The organism is Kocuria oxytropis (genome assembly GCF_040981195.1).
Taxonomy (GTDB): Bacteria; Actinomycetota; Actinomycetes; order Actinomycetales; family Micrococcaceae; genus Kocuria; species Kocuria oxytropis.
This window is the reverse complement of the sequence record NZ_JAVFXA010000006.1, coordinates 143,249-160,031: the sequence shown is the minus strand read 5'-3', so window position 1 is coordinate 160,031 and position 16,783 is coordinate 143,249. Positions and strand designations below refer to the sequence as shown.

Here is a 16,783-nt window from a genome sequence, read left to right as displayed (position 1 = left end):
GGGCGCTCCCTAGACTGCCGAGCATGACCGCCCCCGTGCCGCCCGCGATCCCCGCGTCTCCCGCCGTGCCCGAGGGGCCCACGGGCACCGCCGGCACCGGCCCCGCCCTGCTCGTGGTGCTCGCCGGGGTGGTGGGCGCCCTGCACGTGTGGAAGCTGGCTCCGGCCCTGCCCGTGCTCTCCGCCGAGCTGGGCCTGAGCCTGGTGCAGGGCGGGTTCCTGCTCTCCACGGTGCAGGTGGCCGGCATGCTGCTCGGGGTGGTGGTGGGCCTGTCCGGGGACCGCATCGGGCTGCGCCGGGGACTGGTGCTGGGGCTCGGCCTGCTCACGGCCGGCTCGCTCACGGGGCTGCTCTCCACCGGGTACGGACCGCTGCTGGGCTCCCGGGTGCTGGAGGGGGTCGGGTTCATGCTCGTCTCCATCTGCGCTCCCGCCCTGATCCGGCGCACCGTGGCCCCGGCCCGGGTCCCCCTGCTGGTGGGCCTGTGGGGCTGCCACATCCCGGTGGCCGCCGCGCTGTCGCTGCTGCTGGGCGGTCTGCTCAGCGAGGCCCTCGGCTGGCGCCCCTGGTGGGCGGCCGCCGCGGCCGGCTCCGCCCTCCTGGGCGTGCTGGTGCTCGCCGTGCTCCCGCCGGATCCGGCCCACGTGGTGGTGCACCGGGTGCGGCAGCGCCTCGGGCTGACCCTGCGCGCGCCGGGGCCGTGGCTGGTGGCCGCGGTCTTCGGGCTCTACACCGCCCAGTGGAACGGGGTGGTGCAGTTCCTGCCCTCCATGTACGCCGAGGCCGGGATCGAGGCGGCCGCCGCGGCGGGGCTCAGCGCGCTCGCGGCGGGGGTGAACGTGCTGGGCAACCTGGGGGCGGGCCGTGCCCTGCACCGCGGGGTGCGCCCGGTGGTGCTGTGGTGCACGGGCTTCACCGTGCTGGGGCTGGCCGCCGTGGTCGCGTTCGGCCTCGCCCCGCTGCTGGCGGAGGAGGCGCGCTTCGGGGTGCGCTACGGCGCGCTGCTGGTCTTCTCCGCGGTCGGCGGCGTGGTGCCGACCACGGCGATCGCCAGCCTCATGCGGGTCGCCCCCACCCCCACCACGGTGGCGACCACGCTGGGCCTGGGCCAGCAGTTCAACGCCCTGGGCCAGTTCGCCGGCCCGCCCGCGGTCGCCTCGGTGGCGCAGCTGACCGGCACCTGGGACCTCACCTGGGCGGTGACGGCCGGGCTGGCCGTGGCGGGCATCGTGGTGGCGCTCGCGGTGTCCCGGCGGATCCCCGGGGAGGGCTGAGCGCCCGGCGGCCACGGTCCCGCCCCGGGGCGGGACCCGGGCAGCTCCTGCGCGGGACGGCCCCCGGCGGGCCGCTGCGGGCCCCGGTCAGTCCTCCGGGGCCCCGGTCACTCCTCCGGGCGGCTCCGCCGCCACGCACCGCGGCCCGGGCGCAGCCGCATCCCCAGCCGCATCCGGCGGAACTGGTCCCGGCGCCCCGGTCCGCCCTGGGCGGAGTCCTCGCCGCCGCCCGGCAGGGCGAGCAGGACGGCGGTGACGGCGGCGATCTCCTCCGGCGTGGGGCTGCCGGCGGTGAAGCGCAGGGACGGGGCGCCCTCTCGGGGCTCGCGGGGTGTCACAGCGGGATGTTCCCGTGCTTCTTGGCCGGCGTGGTGGCCCGCTTGTCCCGCAGCGCCCGCAGCGCCTTGAGCACCTGGACCCGGGTCTCGGAGGGCGGGATCACCGCGTCCACGTAGCCCAGCTCGGCGGCCTGGTACGGGTTCAGCAGGCTCTCCTCGTACTTGCGCACCAGCTCGGCGCGCAGGGCCTCCACGTCCTCGTCGTTGTCCGCGGCGGCCTTGAGGTCCCGGCGGTAGAGGATCTCCACGGCCCCCTGGGCCCCCATCACGCCGATCTGCGCGGTGGGCCAGGCCAGGTTGATGTCCGCGCCGAGCTTCTTGGAGCCCATCACGATGTAGGCCCCGCCGTAGGCCTTGCGGGTGATCAGGGTGACCAGCGGGACGGTCGCCTCGGCGTAGGCGTAGAGCAGCTTGGCGCCGCGGCGGATGATCCCGTTGAACTCCTGGTCGGTGCCGGGCAGGAACCCGGGCACATCCACAAGGGTGAGGATCGGGACGTTGAACGCGTCGCAGTGGCGCACGAACCGGGCCGCCTTCTCGGAGGCCGCGATGTCCAGCGTGCCGGCGAACTGCAGGGGCTGGTTCGCCACGATGCCCACGGTGTGCCCCTCCACCCGGGCGTAGCCGATCATCACGTTGGGGGCGTAGAGGGCCTGCATCTCCAGGAAGTGCCCGTCGTCGACGACCGCCTCGATCACCGCGCGCATGTCGTAGGGCTGGTTCGCGGAGTCCGGGACCAGCGTGTCCAGGGCCAGGTCCACGTCGGTGACCTCGTCCTCCTGGTCGTGGTCCAGCAGGGGCGCCTCCTGCAGGTTGTTGGCCGGGAGGAACTCGAGCAGCTCGTGCACGAAATCGAAGGCGTCCTGCTCGTCCTCGGCGAGGTACGTGGCCGTGCCCGTGGTGGTGTTGTGCTGGCGCGCCCCGCCCAGGGTCTCCATGTCCACCGACTCGCCCGTGACCGTCCTGATGACGTCCGGGCCGGTGATGAACATGTGCGAGGTCTTGTCGACCATCACGATGTAGTCGGTCAGGGCCGGGGAGTAGGCCGCCCCGCCCGCGCACGGGCCCATGATCAGCGAGATCTGCGGGACCACCCCGGAGGAGCGGACGTTCATGTTGAAGATGTCCGCGAACATCGCCAGGGAGGCCACGCCCTCCTGGATCCGCGCCCCGCCGCCGTCGTTGATCCCGATCACCGGGCAGCCGTTGCGCAGGGCGAACTTCTGCACCTTGACGATCTTCTCGCCGTTGACCTGGGACAGGGACCCGCCGAACACGGCGAAGTCCTGGGAGTAGACCGCCACCAGGCGCCCGTCCACCGTGCCGTAGCCGCTGACCACGCCGTCGCCGGGCAGCTTCTTGGAGGCCATGCCGAAGGCCGTGGAGCGGTGGGTCGCCAGGGCGTCGAACTCCACGAACGAGTCCTCGTCCAGGAGCATCTCCACGCGCTCGCGGGCGGTGTTCTTGCCGCGGGCGTGCTGCTTCTCGATCGCCGCCTGCCCCGCCGGGGCCTCGGAGCGGGCCCTGCGGTCGTGGAAGTCGGCGATCTTGCCGGCGGTGGTCGTCAGGTCGTGGGTCACAAGCACCTCGTGGTCTGGTACGCGGCCGGCCCGGCGGGCCGAGCGGTCCGGTCCGGGGTGGTCTGGGGACCTGCCCACTCTAGTCCGCGGCCGCGGGGGCCTCCGTTGTAGAACTCCTACAAATTCCGGGTCCCGGGCCGGGGGCCCCCGGAGCGGGCTCAGCCGACGCGGCCGAGGACGACCTTCCAGGGGCGCACCGTGCGCTCGGTGACCACCCCGTGGCGCACCAGCGGGTCCTCGTCGGTGAGCCGCTCGACGGCCGCGGCGTCCTCGGCGGCGAAGACCAGCAGCGCGCCGGGGGCGCCGTCGTCCTCGAACGGCCCGGACGCGAGCAGGTCCCCCTGCGCCACGAGCCCGCCGAGGTACTCCCGGTGCTCGGGGCGGCGGGCGGCCAGGACGTCGGCGGGGCCCCCGTAGACGTAGGTCACGGCGAACGTGGTGCGGTTCTCGGCGTCGCTCACGACTGCTCCTTCGCATCGTGCCGCGGTCCCCGCCGGCCGGACTCCCCGTCCAGCCGCTTCCCGGGGAGGCGGGCTACTAGTGTGGATACGGACCGAACACTACGCGGACGGCGCCCCGCCGGTCAGCAGCGCCCGCCGGGGAGGACCGGCCTTCCGGGGCCGGTCCGCCGCGGCCGGCCCGCGAGGACGACCGGCGATCCGCCCGCGACGACCCACCCGAGGAGAACCGTGCCCGACCCCAGCGCCGCCGACCTGCGCGCCCCCGCCGTGCTCGCAGCCCTGGCGGACCTCGGCCTGGGACGGGTCGACGTCCTGGACGAGGTCGGCTCCACGAACGAGCACCTCACGGCCGCCGTCGCCCGGCAGGGGCGCGCGCCCGGCCCGGACCGGCCGTGGGGCGACCTGTCCCTCGTGCTCGCCGGGCACCAGAGCGCCGGGCGCGGCCGCCTGGACCGGGTGTGGACCACCGAGCCCGGCACCGCGCTGACCTTCAGCGTCCTGCTGCGCCCCGCCGACCCCCGGGGCCGCCCGCTGCCCACCCGGCACTTCCCGTGGCTGACCCTGCTGATGGCCTCCGCGGTGGTGGACGCCCTGGACGGCCTCGCGGGCACGGGGGCGAGGATCAAGTGGCCCAACGACGTCCTGGTGGACGGGCGCAAGGTCGCCGGACTGCTCGCGGGGCTCGTCCTGGACGAGCAGCGCCCGCCGGCGGTGGTGCTGGGCACAGGCATCAACGTGGCCCAGGAGCATCCGCCCGTGGCCACGGCCACGTCCGTGCGCCGCGCCACCGGCCGCGCCGTCGAGCGCGCCTCCGTGCTGCGCGCCGTGCTGGGGGCCTTCGTCCCCCTCTACCGGCAGCTCTGCGCCGACCCGTCCGCCGTGGGGCCCGACGGCCCGCTGCGCGCCCGGATCACCGGGCGGATGGAGACCCTCGGCCGGGCGGTGCGCGCCGAGCTGCCCGGCGGGGCCGCTCCCGTCACGGGCACCGCGACCGGCCTCGGCGAGCACGGGGGGCTGCTGGTGCGCGAGGCCTCCGGCGCCGCGCGCGAGGTCACGGCCGGTGACGTGGTGCACCTGCGTCCCGCCCCGGACCCCCGCGGGACGGACTGAGCGTGCCCGCCCGACCCGCCCTGCAGCCGGGGGAGCGCGTGCTCGTGTCCACGCGGGCCCACGGCGCGCGGCTGACCCGGCCCTTCCTGGTGCTGCTGCTCACGGTGTTCGCGCTCTCGGGCGCCCAGCGCGCCCTGGAGCTGCGCTGGCGCCCCGTGGCCGAGCCGTGGACCACGGTGCACGCCGGGCTGGAGCTCACCCTGCTCGTCGCGGCCGGCTGGGTGCTGCTGCGCAGCTGCGTGCGCCCGCTCCTGCGCTGGTGGCGCACCCGCTACGTGCTCACCACCCACCACCTCGTGCTGCTGCGGCCCGGCGGGGCCCGACGGACCGTGGCGCTGCCCCTGCAGCAGCTGCGGCGGGTCGACGTGGAGCGCCGCCGCAGCCCGGCCCTGGGGCGGCGCGACGGCCGCGTGGTGGCCGACTTCGGGCACCTCGGGGGACTGCGCCTCGAGCACGCCCCGGAGGCCCAGCGCCTGGCCGAGCTGATCCGGCGGGCCGCCGAGGACCGGTGGGCCGCGGGCGGCGGCGCCGGCCGGCCCGGGGGTCCCGGCCCCGGCGGGGGTGCGCCGGGGCCCGCGGCCACTAGAGTGGAGCGCGACGCGGTCGTGGCACCACGCCCGGACCCGTCCGCCGACCCGCGCCGGCCGTGGCACCGGCGGGCCGTCCACCAGGAAGAGGAGTGACGTGTGGCGAGTGAGGACCCGGAGACCCGGGGCGAGCCGGTGCTCGGCCCCCAGACGGCGCAGCTGAACCTGAACCTGCACAATCCCGTCCAGGCGAACCTCTACCGCTCGGAGGAGTCCAAGGCCGCCGTGCAGGCCCTCGAGCAGACCCTCCTGGGCTCGGAGCGCGACCTGCGGCGCCGGGAGGCCGCGCGCCGGGGCGGGCTGTCCCTGCTGTCCGCGCGGAAGGTGTGGCGGGCCCTGGGCTTCCCGAACCTCACCGACGACGACGTCTGGTTCACCCAGCGGGACTCCGAGGCCCTCCGGGTGCTCTCCACGATGGTGCTCGAGGAGAAGGTCACCGAGGAGGCGGCGCTGTCCCTGGTCCGCTCGATCGGGCAGATGACGGACCGAATGGTCGTGTGGCAGGTCGAGGCCCTCGTCGAGGACATGGTCGTCCACCGGGGGATGACCGACGCCGCCGCCCGCCGGCAGCTGCTGCACCTGCTGCCGGACCTCATCGACGCGATCGAGAACCTCCTGGTCTACTCGTGGCGGCGCCAGATGAACGCCGCCGTGCAGCGCCTGGCGATGCGCGTGGAGCGCCCGGACGGCTCGACCGCCACCGGCCCCACGGACGACGACGGGGCGTCCTCGATCCTCCCGCTGGCCCGCGGGGTGGGCTTCGCCGACCTCGTCTCCTACACCTCGCTGTCCCGGCAGATGAACGAGCGGACCCTGGCGAACCTCGTGCAGCGCTTCGAGAACCGCTGCGCCGAGGTGATCGCCGTGGGCGGGGGCCGGCTCATCAAGACCATCGGGGACGAGGTCATGTTCCTCGCCGAGACCCCCGAGGGCGGTGCGCAGATCTCCCTGGCCCTGGCCCGCGCCATCCGGGACGACCCCGAGCTCCCGCAGGCACGCGTGGCCTTCGTCTGGGGGCGCGTGCTGCCGCGCCTCGGCGACATCTACGGGCCCACGGTGAACCTCGCCTCCCGGCTCGTGTCCCTCACGGACCCGGGCTCCGTGCTCGTGGACGCCTCCACCGCGGCGGTGCTCTCCGGCGACGACCGCTTCATCCTGCTGCCGCAGACCACCCGCAACGTGCGCGGCTTCGGCGACGTCCAGCCCGTCGCGCTCTCCCAGGGCGCCGGTCCCGGGCTGGAGGTCGACTTCGAATGAGCGACCCCCTCGTCATCCGCGCCGGCGCCTCCACGGACCGCGGCCTGCGCCGGGAGTCCAACGAGGACGCCCTGGTGGTCACGGCCACGATGTGCGCCGTGGCGGACGGGATGGGCGGGCACGAGGCCGGCGAGGTCGCCAGCGCCCTGTGCGTGCGCACGCTCGGGGCGTCCCCCCTGTTCCAGCTGGAGGACTTCCGGGGCTTCGAGATCCTGGAGCCGGAGCCGCCCCGGGACATCGCCCGGTTCCGCGCCACCGTGGAGCGCGAGCTGCGCCTGGACCCGGAGATCCCGGACGACGCGATCGAGGCCGTCCGCCGCGTCCGCTCGGTCCTGTGGCAGGCGGACCAGCACATCCAGCACGCCGTGGAGGGCCGGGCGGGCACCACCGTCACGGGCGTGTGGCTGCACCGGATCGACGGGCGCATGCTGTGGATCGTGTTCAACACCGGCGACTCCCGCACCTACCGGCTGGTGGCGCCCGGGCCCGGGCAGGACGAGGACGGGAGCGGGCCGGTGATCGAGCAGCTGACCGTGGACCACTCCGAGGTGCAGTACCTCGTGTCGATCGGGCAGCTCACCGCGGCCCAGGCGCTCGTGCACCCGCGCCGCAACGTGATCACCCGGGCCCTGGGCACCGGCCAGGTCTGGGAGCCGGACGTGTGGGTGATCCCGGCCCGGCACGGGGACCGGCTGATGCTCTGCTCGGACGGGCTGACCAACGAGCTGAGCCCCGCGCACATGGCCCGCGTGCTGGCCTCCGTGCCGCACCCCAAGGAGGCCGCGGACGTGCTGCTGCAGGCGGCGCTGCGCACGGGCGGGCGGGACAACGTCACCGTGATCGTGGCCGACGCCGTGCGTCCGGGGGAGTACGCCCCCGGCTTCTGAGGCCGCGCGCGGGGGACCGCGGCGTCCCCCGAAGAGGGGGAGGGCAACAACCGTCACATCGGGAGTACCCCGCCCCGTTCTGTTTACCTTTGAGAACATGGTTGTCTCGCGCCGCTCCTTCGTGCTCTCGGGCCTGGTGCTCGCCGCCTCGGGTGCCCTCGGCGGGGCGCTGCCCGGCCCGACCGCCGACCGGCGCCCGTTCGTGCTCTGGGGCTCCTCCTCCGCGGCCAGCGCGCGCTACCGGGACCGCCCGCGGGGCTTCCCCGCGGTGCGCATCGAGGACCTGCTCGCGCAGCTGCTCGAGGCGCCCGGCGCCTCCCGCGCGGTCAGCGGCGACCGCTCGTGGCAGACCCTGGCGATGCGCAGCACCGCCCACCCCTACCTGCCGCGGCTGGGCTCCGGCTACGGGGTGGGCCGGCTGCCGGCCCACGGGGCGGTGGTCGTGCCCACCGTGGACGGCCGGGTGCCGAGCGCGCTCGTCGAGGTCCCGGGAACCGTCTCCGGGATCCCGTGCACGATCCAGGCCGTGACCCGGGACGGGACCGACGTGGTGCTGCGCCGCGCGGTGCCCGGGGCCCGGGTGGACGTGGCGCCCGCCTCGGCCGCCCGGTGGCGCACCGCCCTGGAGGAGCGGCACCGGGGGCACGTGCACCTGCTGTGGACGGGCAAGAACAACATCGAGGACCAGGACCAGGTGGTCGCCGACACCCGGGCGGCGTGGGAGGTGGAGCCGGGGACGTCCGTGGTGATGGGCCAGTGGCACACCGTGGCCGACCGGCCCGGCACGGAGGGCTGGGAGCAGGTGCGCGCCGTCAACGCGGTCCACCGGCGGGAGTACGGGGACCGGTTCTACGACACGATGGCCGATCTGCGCGATCCCGCGCTGTGGTCCCTGCCGCAGCTGCGGCCCCACCGGATCGGCGCCTCCGCCGCGGACCGGCGGTGGCTGGGGCTCGGGCTGCCCCCGCGCTCGGTGGTCGGCGGCGACCGGCGGCACCTCAACGCCCTGGGCAACACGATCGTGGCGCACGGCCTGCACCGGCACCTGACCGGTCCGGGCGGGCTCTACTGAGCGGCTGCCGGCGGCGTCACGGGGCGGACACCCTCTTGTGCGGGGCCTCGGCGCGGTCTAATGTACAACCAAATGGTTGTACGAAATGAGCTCACGGACGACGAGGTCGACCGCATCTTCCAGGCCCTGGCGGACACCACCCGGCGGGACATCGTCACGCGGGTGCTGCGGCAGGAGCAGTCGGTGTCCGCGCTGGCGGGGCACTACCGGATGAGCTTCGCGGCGGTGCAGAAACACGTGGCGGTGCTCGAGCGGGCCTCGCTCGTCAGCAAGCACCGGCGCGGCCGGGAGCAGGTGGTGCACGGCAACGTGGCCACCCTGCAGCGGGCGGCCGGGCTGCTGGCGGACTACGAGCAGATCTGGCGCGGGCGCGCCCGCGCCATCGACGACCTCCTCGCCGAGGAAAAGCTCGCCGAGGAGATCCTCGCCGAGGAGACGGACCCCGGCTGACCGGGGACCCAGGAGGAAAGGAGCAGGACATGCCGGTCATCGACGTGCACCAGGACACGGAGGCGCTGACCCTGACGTTCGTCGCGGAGTTCGCCGCGGACGTCGAACGGGTCTGGCAGGTCTGGGCGGACCCGCGCCGGCTCGAGCGCTGGTGGGGGCCGCCCGAGTGGCCCGCCACCTTCGAGGAGCACGAGCTCTCGGAGGGGGCACGGTGCCGCTATTTCATGACCGGCCCCGACGGGGAGAAGGCCCGCGGCTGGTGGACGGTCACCGCCGTGGACCCGCCGCGCCGGCTGGAGTTCGACGACGGCTTCGCGGACGAGGACGGCGAGCCGGACCCGGCCCTGGGCGCCACCCACGCCGTCGTGACGCTCGAGGCCGTGGACGGCGGCACGCGGATGACCACCGTCTCGACCTTCGAGAGCGCGGAGCAGCTGGCACAGATGGCCTCGATGGGCATGGAGGAGGGGATGCGACAGGCCATGGGCCAGATCGACGACCTCCTCGCCGGCGCCGACGCCCGCTGAGCCCACCCCGGTCCCGGACCGGGCGACGGCGCCGCCCCGGCAGTCCCGGGGCGGCGCCGTGCACGGGTCCTGCTGTGCGCGGGTCCCGCCGGGCTCAGGCGTCCTGCCGGGCTCCGGCCTCCTCGGCGGGCGCGGTGCCACCGGGGCGCCCGGCAGCCCCCACGGGGCTGCCGGCCGGAGCGGAGGCGCCCTCGGCCGGTGCGTCGGCCGGCTCTCCGGACGCCGCGGCCCGCTGCGCCGCCAGCTTCCGCGGCTTGAGCTCGAGCCGGCGCTCGTGCTTGCGCTCGGCCCGGCGCTCCGTGCGCCGCTCCGCCTGCTTCTCGGCCCGGCGCTCCTTCTTCTTCTCCTCCTTGCGCTCCTCCGGGGCCTTCTCGCCCGGGGCGCCGGCGGCGGAGGTGGTGGACTCCCGCCGCGGGGCCCGCTCCTTGACCGGGGCGCCGCCCGAGGCCCGCAGCCGCCGGTAGTGCTCGGCGGCCTCCTCCTGGCGTCGCGCCTCGATGCCCGTGGCGATCTCGGCCCGCAGGTGCTCGGGCTCGAGCTCGAACGCGGCCACGAGGTCCAGCGCGTGCGGGCGCAGGCGGGCGAGCAGCCGGTCGACGTACTCGTCGAGGCTGCGCCCGCGCCGCATGGACAGCCGCCCGTAGGAGAGGTACCAGGCGAGGTTCTTCTCGATGAGCCGCAGCCCGAAGACGTCGCGCAGCCAGGTGAGCACCCTGCGGGTGCCCGGGTTCTCGACCTGCTCCAGGCCGCGGGTGAAGGCCTCCCACTGGAGCAGCTCCGCGTGGGCCCGGGCCGTCGCGATGAGCTTGTGCTGGTTCTGGTTGAACAGCGCCGCGGCCTCCGCGCGGGGGAGCTTGGCGCTGGGCCGCAGGTTCTCCGCGACCTCGGCGACCATGGTCTCCACCCGGTCCGTGAGCAGCGAGCGCTGGGCGGACTCCTCGCGCAGGGCGTTGACGGAGCGGCGCACGTCCCCGGTGTCCCGGAACGCCTGGCCGAGCTTGCGCAGCCCGGACCGGTGGTAGGTGGCCTCGGTGGCCCGGCCCGCCACGTAGCGGGCCATCACGCCCATGTCGACCTGCTTGAACTCCTCCGCCCAGTCGGACAGCAGCCGCTTGGCGACGAGCTGGAGCAGCACCGTGTTGTCGCCCTCGAACGTGGCGTAGATGTCCAGGTCGTGGCGCAGCGCGGTGAGCCGGTTCTTCGTCAGGAACCCGGCGCCGCCGCAGGCCTCGCGGCACTCCTGGACGGTCTCGAGGGCGCTCCAGGTGGACAGCGCCTTCAGGGCCGCGGCGAGGGTCTCGAGGTCCTGCCGGTTCTCGTCGGTGTCCGCGCGGCCCGAGAAGACGTCGTCGTACTTGTGCAGCAGCTCCTGGTGGGCGAAGTGCATCGCGTAGGTCTCGGCCAGCCGCGGCAGCAGCCGCCGCTGGTGCTGCTGGTAGTCCATGAGCACCTCCTCCTGGATGTCGGAGGAGGCGTTGAACTGGCGGCGCTCGCTGCCGTAGCGGATCGCGATGCTCAGCGCGGCCTTGTTCGCGAGCACGGCCGCGCCGTCGAGGGAGACCCGGCCCTGCACCAGGGTGCCGATCATCGTGAAGAAGCGGCGGCCCGGGCTCGCGATCGGGGAGCTGTAGGTGCCGTCCGGGGCCACGGCCCCGTACTTGTCCAGCAGGTGCGTGCGCGGGACCCGCACCCGGGTGAAGTGCAGCCGGCCGTTGTCGATGCCGTTGAGACCGCCCTTGTGGCCGTCGTCCTCGCCGCCCACGCCGGGCAGGAAGTTCCCGTCCTCGTCCCGCAGGTCCACCCAGAAGGCGTGCACGCCGTGGTTCACGCCGAGGGTGACGAGCTGGGCGAAGACCACGGCGGCGCGCCCGTGCACGGCGGCGTTGCCGAGGTAGTCCTTCCACGCGGCCCGGAAGGGCGTGTGGATCTCGAACTCCTCCGTGGCGGGGTCGTAGGTGGCGGTCGTGCCGATGGAGGCCACGTCGGAGCCGTGGCCGATCTCGGTCATCGCGAACACGCCCGGGATCCGCAGGTCCCGGATGTCGGCCAGCCAGCGGCGGTGGTGCTCCTCCGTGCCGAGGTTGAGCACCGCGGAGCCGAACAGGCCCCACTGCACGCCGGCCTTGATCTGCATCGAGGGATCCCCCAGGAGCAGCTCCTCGAAGCCCGAGACGTTGCCGCCCGGGTCGTTGTGCCCGCCGTACTCCTCGGGCAGCCCGCGGCTCATCGCCCCGTGCTCCACCAGCAGGTGCAGCTGGCCCAGCACGCGCTCGCGCTGGTCGTGGTGGCCGAGCTCCGGCCGCTGGTGCAGCCGCTCGTCGAGCAGCATCCGGCGGGTCTCGCGCCGGACCTCGGCCCAGCGCCCGAGCAGCACCTCGCCGAGGGCGGCGACGTCCACGGCGGGGGCCGGGGCCGCGGTGTCGTCCGCGGCGCCGGCTCCGGCGGTGGACCCGGTGCCGGCTCGGGCGGTGGTGGGTCGATCGACGGTGGTGGTCATGGTCGCTCCTGTCGTGGATGACCGGCGGTGGCCGGTGCGGTCACGGGTGGTGGGGGCCGGACGGGGTCCGTGCCGGCCCGGGTGGTGGTCAGTCGGGCTGCTGCTCCGGCACCGGGGCGCCGGGCGGGCGCAGGCCGTCGACGGCCCAGCCCACGATCAGCTCCGTCATCCGCGCCCGGGACGGGCGCGGTGTGCCCTCGGGGGTGTTCATCCAGGCCTCGCCGGCGCCGCGCACCATGCCGATCGTGGACGCGGCCCAGTAGCTGAGCACCGGCTCCTCCAGCCGGCGCTCGGGCGGGGTGTGGCGCACGTGCGCCTCCGCGAGCAGCCCGCTGACGGACTCGGTGAACTCCTGGATCAGCCAGCGCTCGCCGTCCTGGGCCGGCGCGTCCTGCCCGCCCGGGCGCTCGCCCCGGGCCCGCTCGGCGCGGTGCCGCTCGTGCCGGGAGCGCCCGGTCTCGGGGGAGAGGGCCACGACGAAGCGGTACACGGCCGCGGAGCGCTCGATGCTGAGCAGGTACTCGGCGACCATCGCCTCGACCGAGTCCTCGAAGGAGCCGGCCGCGCGGGCGGCCCCCTCGAGCCGGTCGCGCATCCGCGTCACGGTGTACTCGCCGACCGCCCGCTGCAGCCCGGCCTTGTCCCCGAAGTACCGGTAGTAGACGGACTTGGAGGTCTGGCACGCGGTGGCGATCTCCTCCATGGACGCCTGCGCGCCGAGCTCGTCCACGGCGCTGCGCGCCGTGCGGATGAGCTCGATCCGCCGCTGGGCCCGGTGCCGGGCCCAGCGGGACGAGCGGCCGTCCGCGGCGGGCGGGCGGCCCGGGGCGGCGGAGTCTGTGCCATCGACCTGTTTCACGATACCCAGAGTATCAGGTAATGTCGTCGGTGACGTGAGCGCCATCACACCATTACCGAGGAGTCACCTGTGAGCGAGTCCACCCCCGAGCAGACCGTCGAGCCCACCGCCGAGCACACGACCCCCAGCGGTGCCGGGCGCACCGGCGTGGCCCGCCGCGCCGTCGTGGTCGGCGCCAACCGCATCCCCTTCGCCCGGGCGCACGGCGCCTACGCGAACGCCGGCAACCAGGACATGCTGACGGCCGCCCTCGACGGCCTGGCCGCCCGCTACGGCCTCGCCGGGGAGCGGATCGGCGAGGTCGCCGCCGGCGCCGTGCTCAAGCACCCCAAGGACTTCAACCTCACGCGCGAGTCCGTGCTGGGCTCGGTCCTCGACCCGCGCACCCCCGCCTTCGACGTGCAGCAGGCCTGCGCCACCGGCATGGAGGCCGTCTCCACGCTGGTCAACAAGATCCGGCTCGGCCAGATCGACTCGGCCGTGGCCGGCGGGGTCGACTCCGCCTCGGACGCCCCCGTGGTGGTCAGCGAGCGGCTGCGCCGGACCCTGCTCGAGCTCAACCGGGCCAAGACCACCCCGCAGAAGCTCAGGGCCCTCGCGGGTCTGCGCCCGGCCGACCTCAAGCCGGTGGCCCCCGGCACGGGGGAGCCGCGCACGGGACTGTCCATGGGCGAGCACCAGGCCCTCACCACCGCCCGCTGGGGCATCACCCGCGCGGCGCAGGACGAGTTCGCCGCCGCGAGCCACCGGAACCTGGCCGCCGCCTACGAGCGCGGCTTCTTCGACGACCTCGTCACCCCCTTCCGCGGCCTGTCCCGGGACAACAACCTGCGCCCGGACAGCACCGTGGAGAAGCTCGCGGGGCTCAAGCCGGTGTTCGGGAAGTCCCTCGACGCCGAGGCCACCATGACGGCGGGCAACTCCACGCCCCTGACCGACGGCGCCTCCACCGTGCTGCTCGCCTCCGAGGACTGGGCCGCGGAGCGCTCCCTGCCCGTGCTCGCCGACGTCGTGGACGTCGAGGCGGCCGCCGTGGACTTCGTGCACGGGGACGAGGGGCTGCTGATGGCCGGGGCCTACGCCGTGCCCCGCCTGCTGGCCCGCCAGGGCCTGTCCCTCGAGGACTTCGACGTCGTCGAGATCCACGAGGCCTTCGCCGCGACCGTACTCGCGACCCTCGCCGCGTGGGAGGACGAGCAGTTCGGCCGCGAGCGCCTGGGTCTGGACGGCGCCTTCGGCGCCGTGGACCGCAGCCGCCTCAACGTCACGGGCTCCTCGCTCGCCGCCGGGCACCCCTTCGCCGCGACCGGAGGGCGCATCGTGGGCACCCTCGCCAAGCTGCTGCGCGAGCGCGCCGACGGAACGGGGCGCCCCGCCCGCGGGCTGATCTCCGTGTGCGCCGCCGGTGGCCTGGGCGTCACCGCGGTCCTCGAGGCCCGCTGAGCCCTCCGCCGACACCCCGCCGACCCCCACAGCAAGGACCCCCATGGCAGACACCTATCTCGACCTCGTCAGCTCCGCCCCCGGCGGCAGGCTCGCCCGGCAGCTCGGGCTGCCGGCGCCCGCCCGGCTGCGCCGCCACCGGGCGGGGGACCCGCTCGTGCCCGGCCCCGTCCTCGTGCTCGGCCGCGGGGAGGAGGCGGACCGGATCGCCTCGGCCCTGCTCGGCTGGGACCTGGACGTCCGGCGCCACCCCGACGACGTGCACCGGTTCGGGGCCGTCGTCCTGGCCCTGACCGAGCTCACCCGGCCCGCGGACCTCGCCGAGCCCGCCCTCGGCCTGGGCGGGGTGCTGCGCTCGCTCGCCCCCGGGGGCCGTGTGGTCACCGTGTCCCGGCCCGCCCCGGGCATCGGCACGGGTGCGGCCTCGGCGACGCCCGCCGCGGCCGAGCCGATCGACCCGGCCCTCGCCGCGGCCCGCCAGGCGGTCGTCGGTCTCCTGCGCTCCGCCGCGCAGGAGCTGCGCGGCGGGGCCACCGCCAACGGCGTCCTGCTCGCCGAGGGCGTCGCCCCCGAGGCCCCGAGCGTGCTCGGCGCCCTGCGGTTCCTGCTCTCGGGGCGCAGCGCCTTCGTCTCCGGGCAGTTCCTCACCGTCGGCGACGACGCCGGGACCCTGCCCGGGGACTGGGAGGCCCCCCTGCGGGGCCGGGTCGCCGCCGTCACCGGCGCGGCCCGCGGCATCGGCGCCCAGATCGCCCGCACGCTCGCCGGCGCCGGCGCGCACGTCGTCGTCGTGGACGTCCCGGCCGCCGGCGAGCCCCTGGCCGCGCTCGCCAACGAGCTCCGGGCCGTGGCCCTGCAGCTCGACGTGACGGACGAGCATGCCGGGGAGCGGATCCTCGGGCTCGCCCGGGAGCGCTTCGGGCACCTGGACGTGGTGGTGCACAACGCCGGGATCACCCGGGACAAGCTGCTGGCCAACATGGACGAGTCCCGCTGGTCCTCGGTGCTCGCCGTGAACCTCGAGTCCCAGCTGCGGATGAACGAGCAGCTGCTGGCCGGTCAGGGCCTGGGCGAGGCCCCGCGGATCGTGTGCCTGGCCTCCACGAGCGGGGTCGCGGGCAACCGCGGGCAGACCAACTACGCGGCCTCGAAGGCCGGGGTGATCGGGATGGTCGCCGCCGCCGCACCCCTGCTGGCCCGGCGCGGCGGCAGCATCAACGCCGTGGCGCCCGGGTTCATCGAGACGGAGATGACCGCCCGGATCCCGGCGGCCCGCCGTCAGGTCGCCCGCCGGCTCAACTCCCTGCAGCAGGGCGGGCTGCCCGAGGACGTGGCCCAGGCCGTGCTCTTCCTGGCCTCGGACGCCGCGGGCGGGATCAACGGGCAGACGCTGCGCGTGTGCGGGCAGAACCTGGTGGGCGCGTGAGCGCGGCCGGCGAGGGCCCCCGGACCGTGGTCCTCGACGACATCCCCTCCCTGGGCGCGCTCTACGCCCGCGCCGCCGCCGACGCGGCCGGCGCACTGCTGCCGCGCGCCCTTGCTGCCCGGTTGCCCGGGCGGCCGGGCGGGCGGCGCCGCGGCGACGGCGGAGCCCCCGGCGCGCTGCCCGCGGTGGCCCACGTGGTCGAGGCCGCGGTCGTGGACGCCGCCGGGCACGAGGCCTTCTGCCGCACCGTCGGCGCGCCGCTGCGCGAGGGACCCGGCGGGGTCGAGGCGTTCTCCGGGTACCTGCACGCCCTGGCGTTCCCCGTGGCCATGAGCGTGCTGACCCGCCCGGACTTCCCGCTGCCGGTCCTCGGGATGGTGCACCTGGCCAACGAGGTCGAGCACCGCGGGTCCGTGGCCGTGGGGGAGGACCTGACCGTCACGGCCCACGCCGAGCGGCTGCGCCCGCACCGGTCCGGGGCGCAGGTCGACGTCGTCGCCCGCTTGGCGCGGGAGGACGGGCAGACCGTCTGGACGGGCCGCTCCACCTACCTCGCCAAGGGCGTCCGCGTGCCCGGGACGGCCGAGAGCGCCCCGCGGGAGGAGTTCGTGCCGCCGGTGCCCACCGGGTCCTGGCGGCTGGCGGCCGGCACCGGCCGGGAGTACGCCGCGGTGAGCGGGGACTGGAACCCCATCCACCTCTCCGGGCCCACCGCCCGGGCGCTGGGCCTGCCGCAGGCCATCGCCCACGGCATGTACTGCGCCTCCCGCGCGCTGGCCGGGGCCGGGGTGCCGCCCGGGACGGCCTTCCGCTGGACGGTGGAGTTCGCCGCCCCGGTCCCGCTGCCGGGGACCGTGGCCGTCGCGGTCAGCGAGGAGGGGCGGGGCGCCGGCTGGCGCAGCTCCCACGTCACCGGGTGGGACCCGCGGCGCCGGCGCCCGCACTTCACGGTGGCCGTCCGGCGGCTGGAGGACTGAGGCCGGGCGGTGCCCGGGCCCGCGGCGCCGCCCGGGCA

Annotated in this window: 16 protein-coding genes; 11 read left to right on the top strand and 5 right to left on the bottom strand. The window is 75.6% G+C overall.

All coding sequences use genetic code 11. The features are described 5' to 3' along the window. Positions 1-23: 23 nt before the first annotated feature. The gene (locus tag QYM41_RS08440; RefSeq protein WP_368799292.1) at positions 24-1,274 is read left to right on the top strand and encodes an MFS transporter; all 1,251 of its coding nucleotides are present in this window, start codon (positions 24-26) and stop codon (positions 1,272-1,274) included. A 107-nt stretch (positions 1,275-1,381) separates the two neighbouring features. Here QYM41_RS08440 and QYM41_RS08435 read toward each other — a convergent pair whose 3' ends face one another. From QYM41_RS08435 to QYM41_RS08425, 3 genes are all read right to left on the bottom strand, one after another. Then, positions 1,382-1,612: an acyl-CoA carboxylase subunit epsilon gene (locus tag QYM41_RS08435; RefSeq protein WP_368799291.1), complete on the bottom strand. Its 231-nt coding sequence runs from the start codon at positions 1,610-1,612 to the stop codon at positions 1,382-1,384. Next, positions 1,609-3,192, bottom strand: a complete 1,584-nt coding sequence (locus tag QYM41_RS08430) for an acyl-CoA carboxylase subunit beta (RefSeq protein ID WP_368799290.1) — start codon at positions 3,190-3,192, stop codon at positions 1,609-1,611. The genes QYM41_RS08435 and QYM41_RS08430 overlap by 4 nt, the downstream gene beginning before the upstream one ends. A 158-nt stretch (positions 3,193-3,350) precedes the next feature. Then, positions 3,351-3,653 (bottom strand): YciI family protein, encoded by a 303-nt coding sequence (locus QYM41_RS08425; RefSeq protein WP_368799289.1) that lies wholly within the window; start codon positions 3,651-3,653, stop codon positions 3,351-3,353. A gap of 228 nt (positions 3,654-3,881) precedes the next feature. Here QYM41_RS08425 and QYM41_RS08420 point away from each other — a divergent pair, with 228 nt between their 5' ends. From QYM41_RS08420 to QYM41_RS08390, 7 genes are all read left to right on the top strand, one after another. After that, entirely contained in the window at positions 3,882-4,763 is an 882-nt protein-coding gene (locus tag QYM41_RS08420) for a biotin--[acetyl-CoA-carboxylase] ligase (protein WP_368799288.1), read from the top strand. A 2-nt stretch (positions 4,764-4,765) separates the two neighbouring features. After that, positions 4,766-5,446, top strand: a complete 681-nt coding sequence (locus QYM41_RS08415; protein ID WP_368799287.1) for a PH domain-containing protein — start codon at positions 4,766-4,768, stop codon at positions 5,444-5,446. Positions 5,447-5,449: 3 nt separating this feature from the next. Next, complete coding sequence (locus QYM41_RS08410; RefSeq protein ID WP_368799286.1) at positions 5,450-6,607, top strand: adenylate/guanylate cyclase domain-containing protein; 1,158 nt, start codon at positions 5,450-5,452, stop codon at positions 6,605-6,607. Then, complete coding sequence (locus QYM41_RS08405; protein WP_368799285.1) at positions 6,604-7,494, top strand: PP2C family protein-serine/threonine phosphatase; 891 nt, start codon at positions 6,604-6,606, stop codon at positions 7,492-7,494. Before QYM41_RS08410 ends, QYM41_RS08405 begins: the two co-directional genes overlap by 4 nt. A gap of 97 nt (positions 7,495-7,591) precedes the next feature. Further along, positions 7,592-8,566 (top strand): hypothetical protein, encoded by a 975-nt coding sequence (locus tag QYM41_RS08400; RefSeq protein WP_368799284.1) that lies wholly within the window; start codon positions 7,592-7,594, stop codon positions 8,564-8,566. A gap of 72 nt (positions 8,567-8,638) precedes the next feature. After that, positions 8,639-9,016 carry an ArsR/SmtB family transcription factor gene (locus tag QYM41_RS08395; protein ID WP_368799283.1) on the top strand — a complete coding sequence of 126 codons (378 nt, stop codon included), beginning with the start codon at positions 8,639-8,641 and terminating at the stop codon, positions 9,014-9,016. Positions 9,017-9,045: 29 nt separating this feature from the next. Further along, a complete protein-coding gene (locus QYM41_RS08390) occupies positions 9,046-9,543 on the top strand; it encodes an SRPBCC family protein (RefSeq protein ID WP_368799282.1) in 498 nt (165 codons plus the stop codon). Positions 9,544-9,637: 94 nt separating this feature from the next. Here QYM41_RS08390 and QYM41_RS08385 read toward each other — a convergent pair whose 3' ends face one another. Together QYM41_RS08385 and QYM41_RS08380 are read right to left on the bottom strand one after the other, a co-directional pair. Then, complete coding sequence (locus QYM41_RS08385; RefSeq protein ID WP_368799281.1) at positions 9,638-12,040, bottom strand: acyl-CoA dehydrogenase family protein; 2,403 nt, start codon at positions 12,038-12,040, stop codon at positions 9,638-9,640. Positions 12,041-12,128: 88 nt separating this feature from the next. Continuing rightward, positions 12,129-12,899: a TetR/AcrR family transcriptional regulator gene (locus tag QYM41_RS08380; protein WP_368799280.1), complete on the bottom strand. Its 771-nt coding sequence runs from the start codon at positions 12,897-12,899 to the stop codon at positions 12,129-12,131. Between the two features lie 69 nt (positions 12,900-12,968). On the opposite strand from QYM41_RS08380, the gene QYM41_RS08375 reads away from it, so the two are divergent. The 3 genes from QYM41_RS08375 to QYM41_RS08365 are packed head-to-tail and all read left to right on the top strand — an operon-like array spanning position 12,969 to position 16,745. Then, entirely contained in the window at positions 12,969-14,342 is a 1,374-nt protein-coding gene (locus QYM41_RS08375) for an acetyl-CoA C-acetyltransferase (protein WP_438612563.1), read from the top strand. A 43-nt stretch (positions 14,343-14,385) separates the two neighbouring features. Further along, on the top strand, positions 14,386-15,768 hold the full coding sequence (locus tag QYM41_RS08370; protein WP_368799279.1) for a 3-oxoacyl-ACP reductase: 1,383 nt from the start codon (positions 14,386-14,388) through the stop codon (positions 15,766-15,768). Further along, positions 15,765-16,745: a MaoC/PaaZ C-terminal domain-containing protein gene (locus QYM41_RS08365; RefSeq protein WP_368799278.1), complete on the top strand. Its 981-nt coding sequence runs from the start codon at positions 15,765-15,767 to the stop codon at positions 16,743-16,745. Before QYM41_RS08370 ends, QYM41_RS08365 begins: the two co-directional genes overlap by 4 nt. Positions 16,746-16,783: the final 38 nt, after the last annotated feature.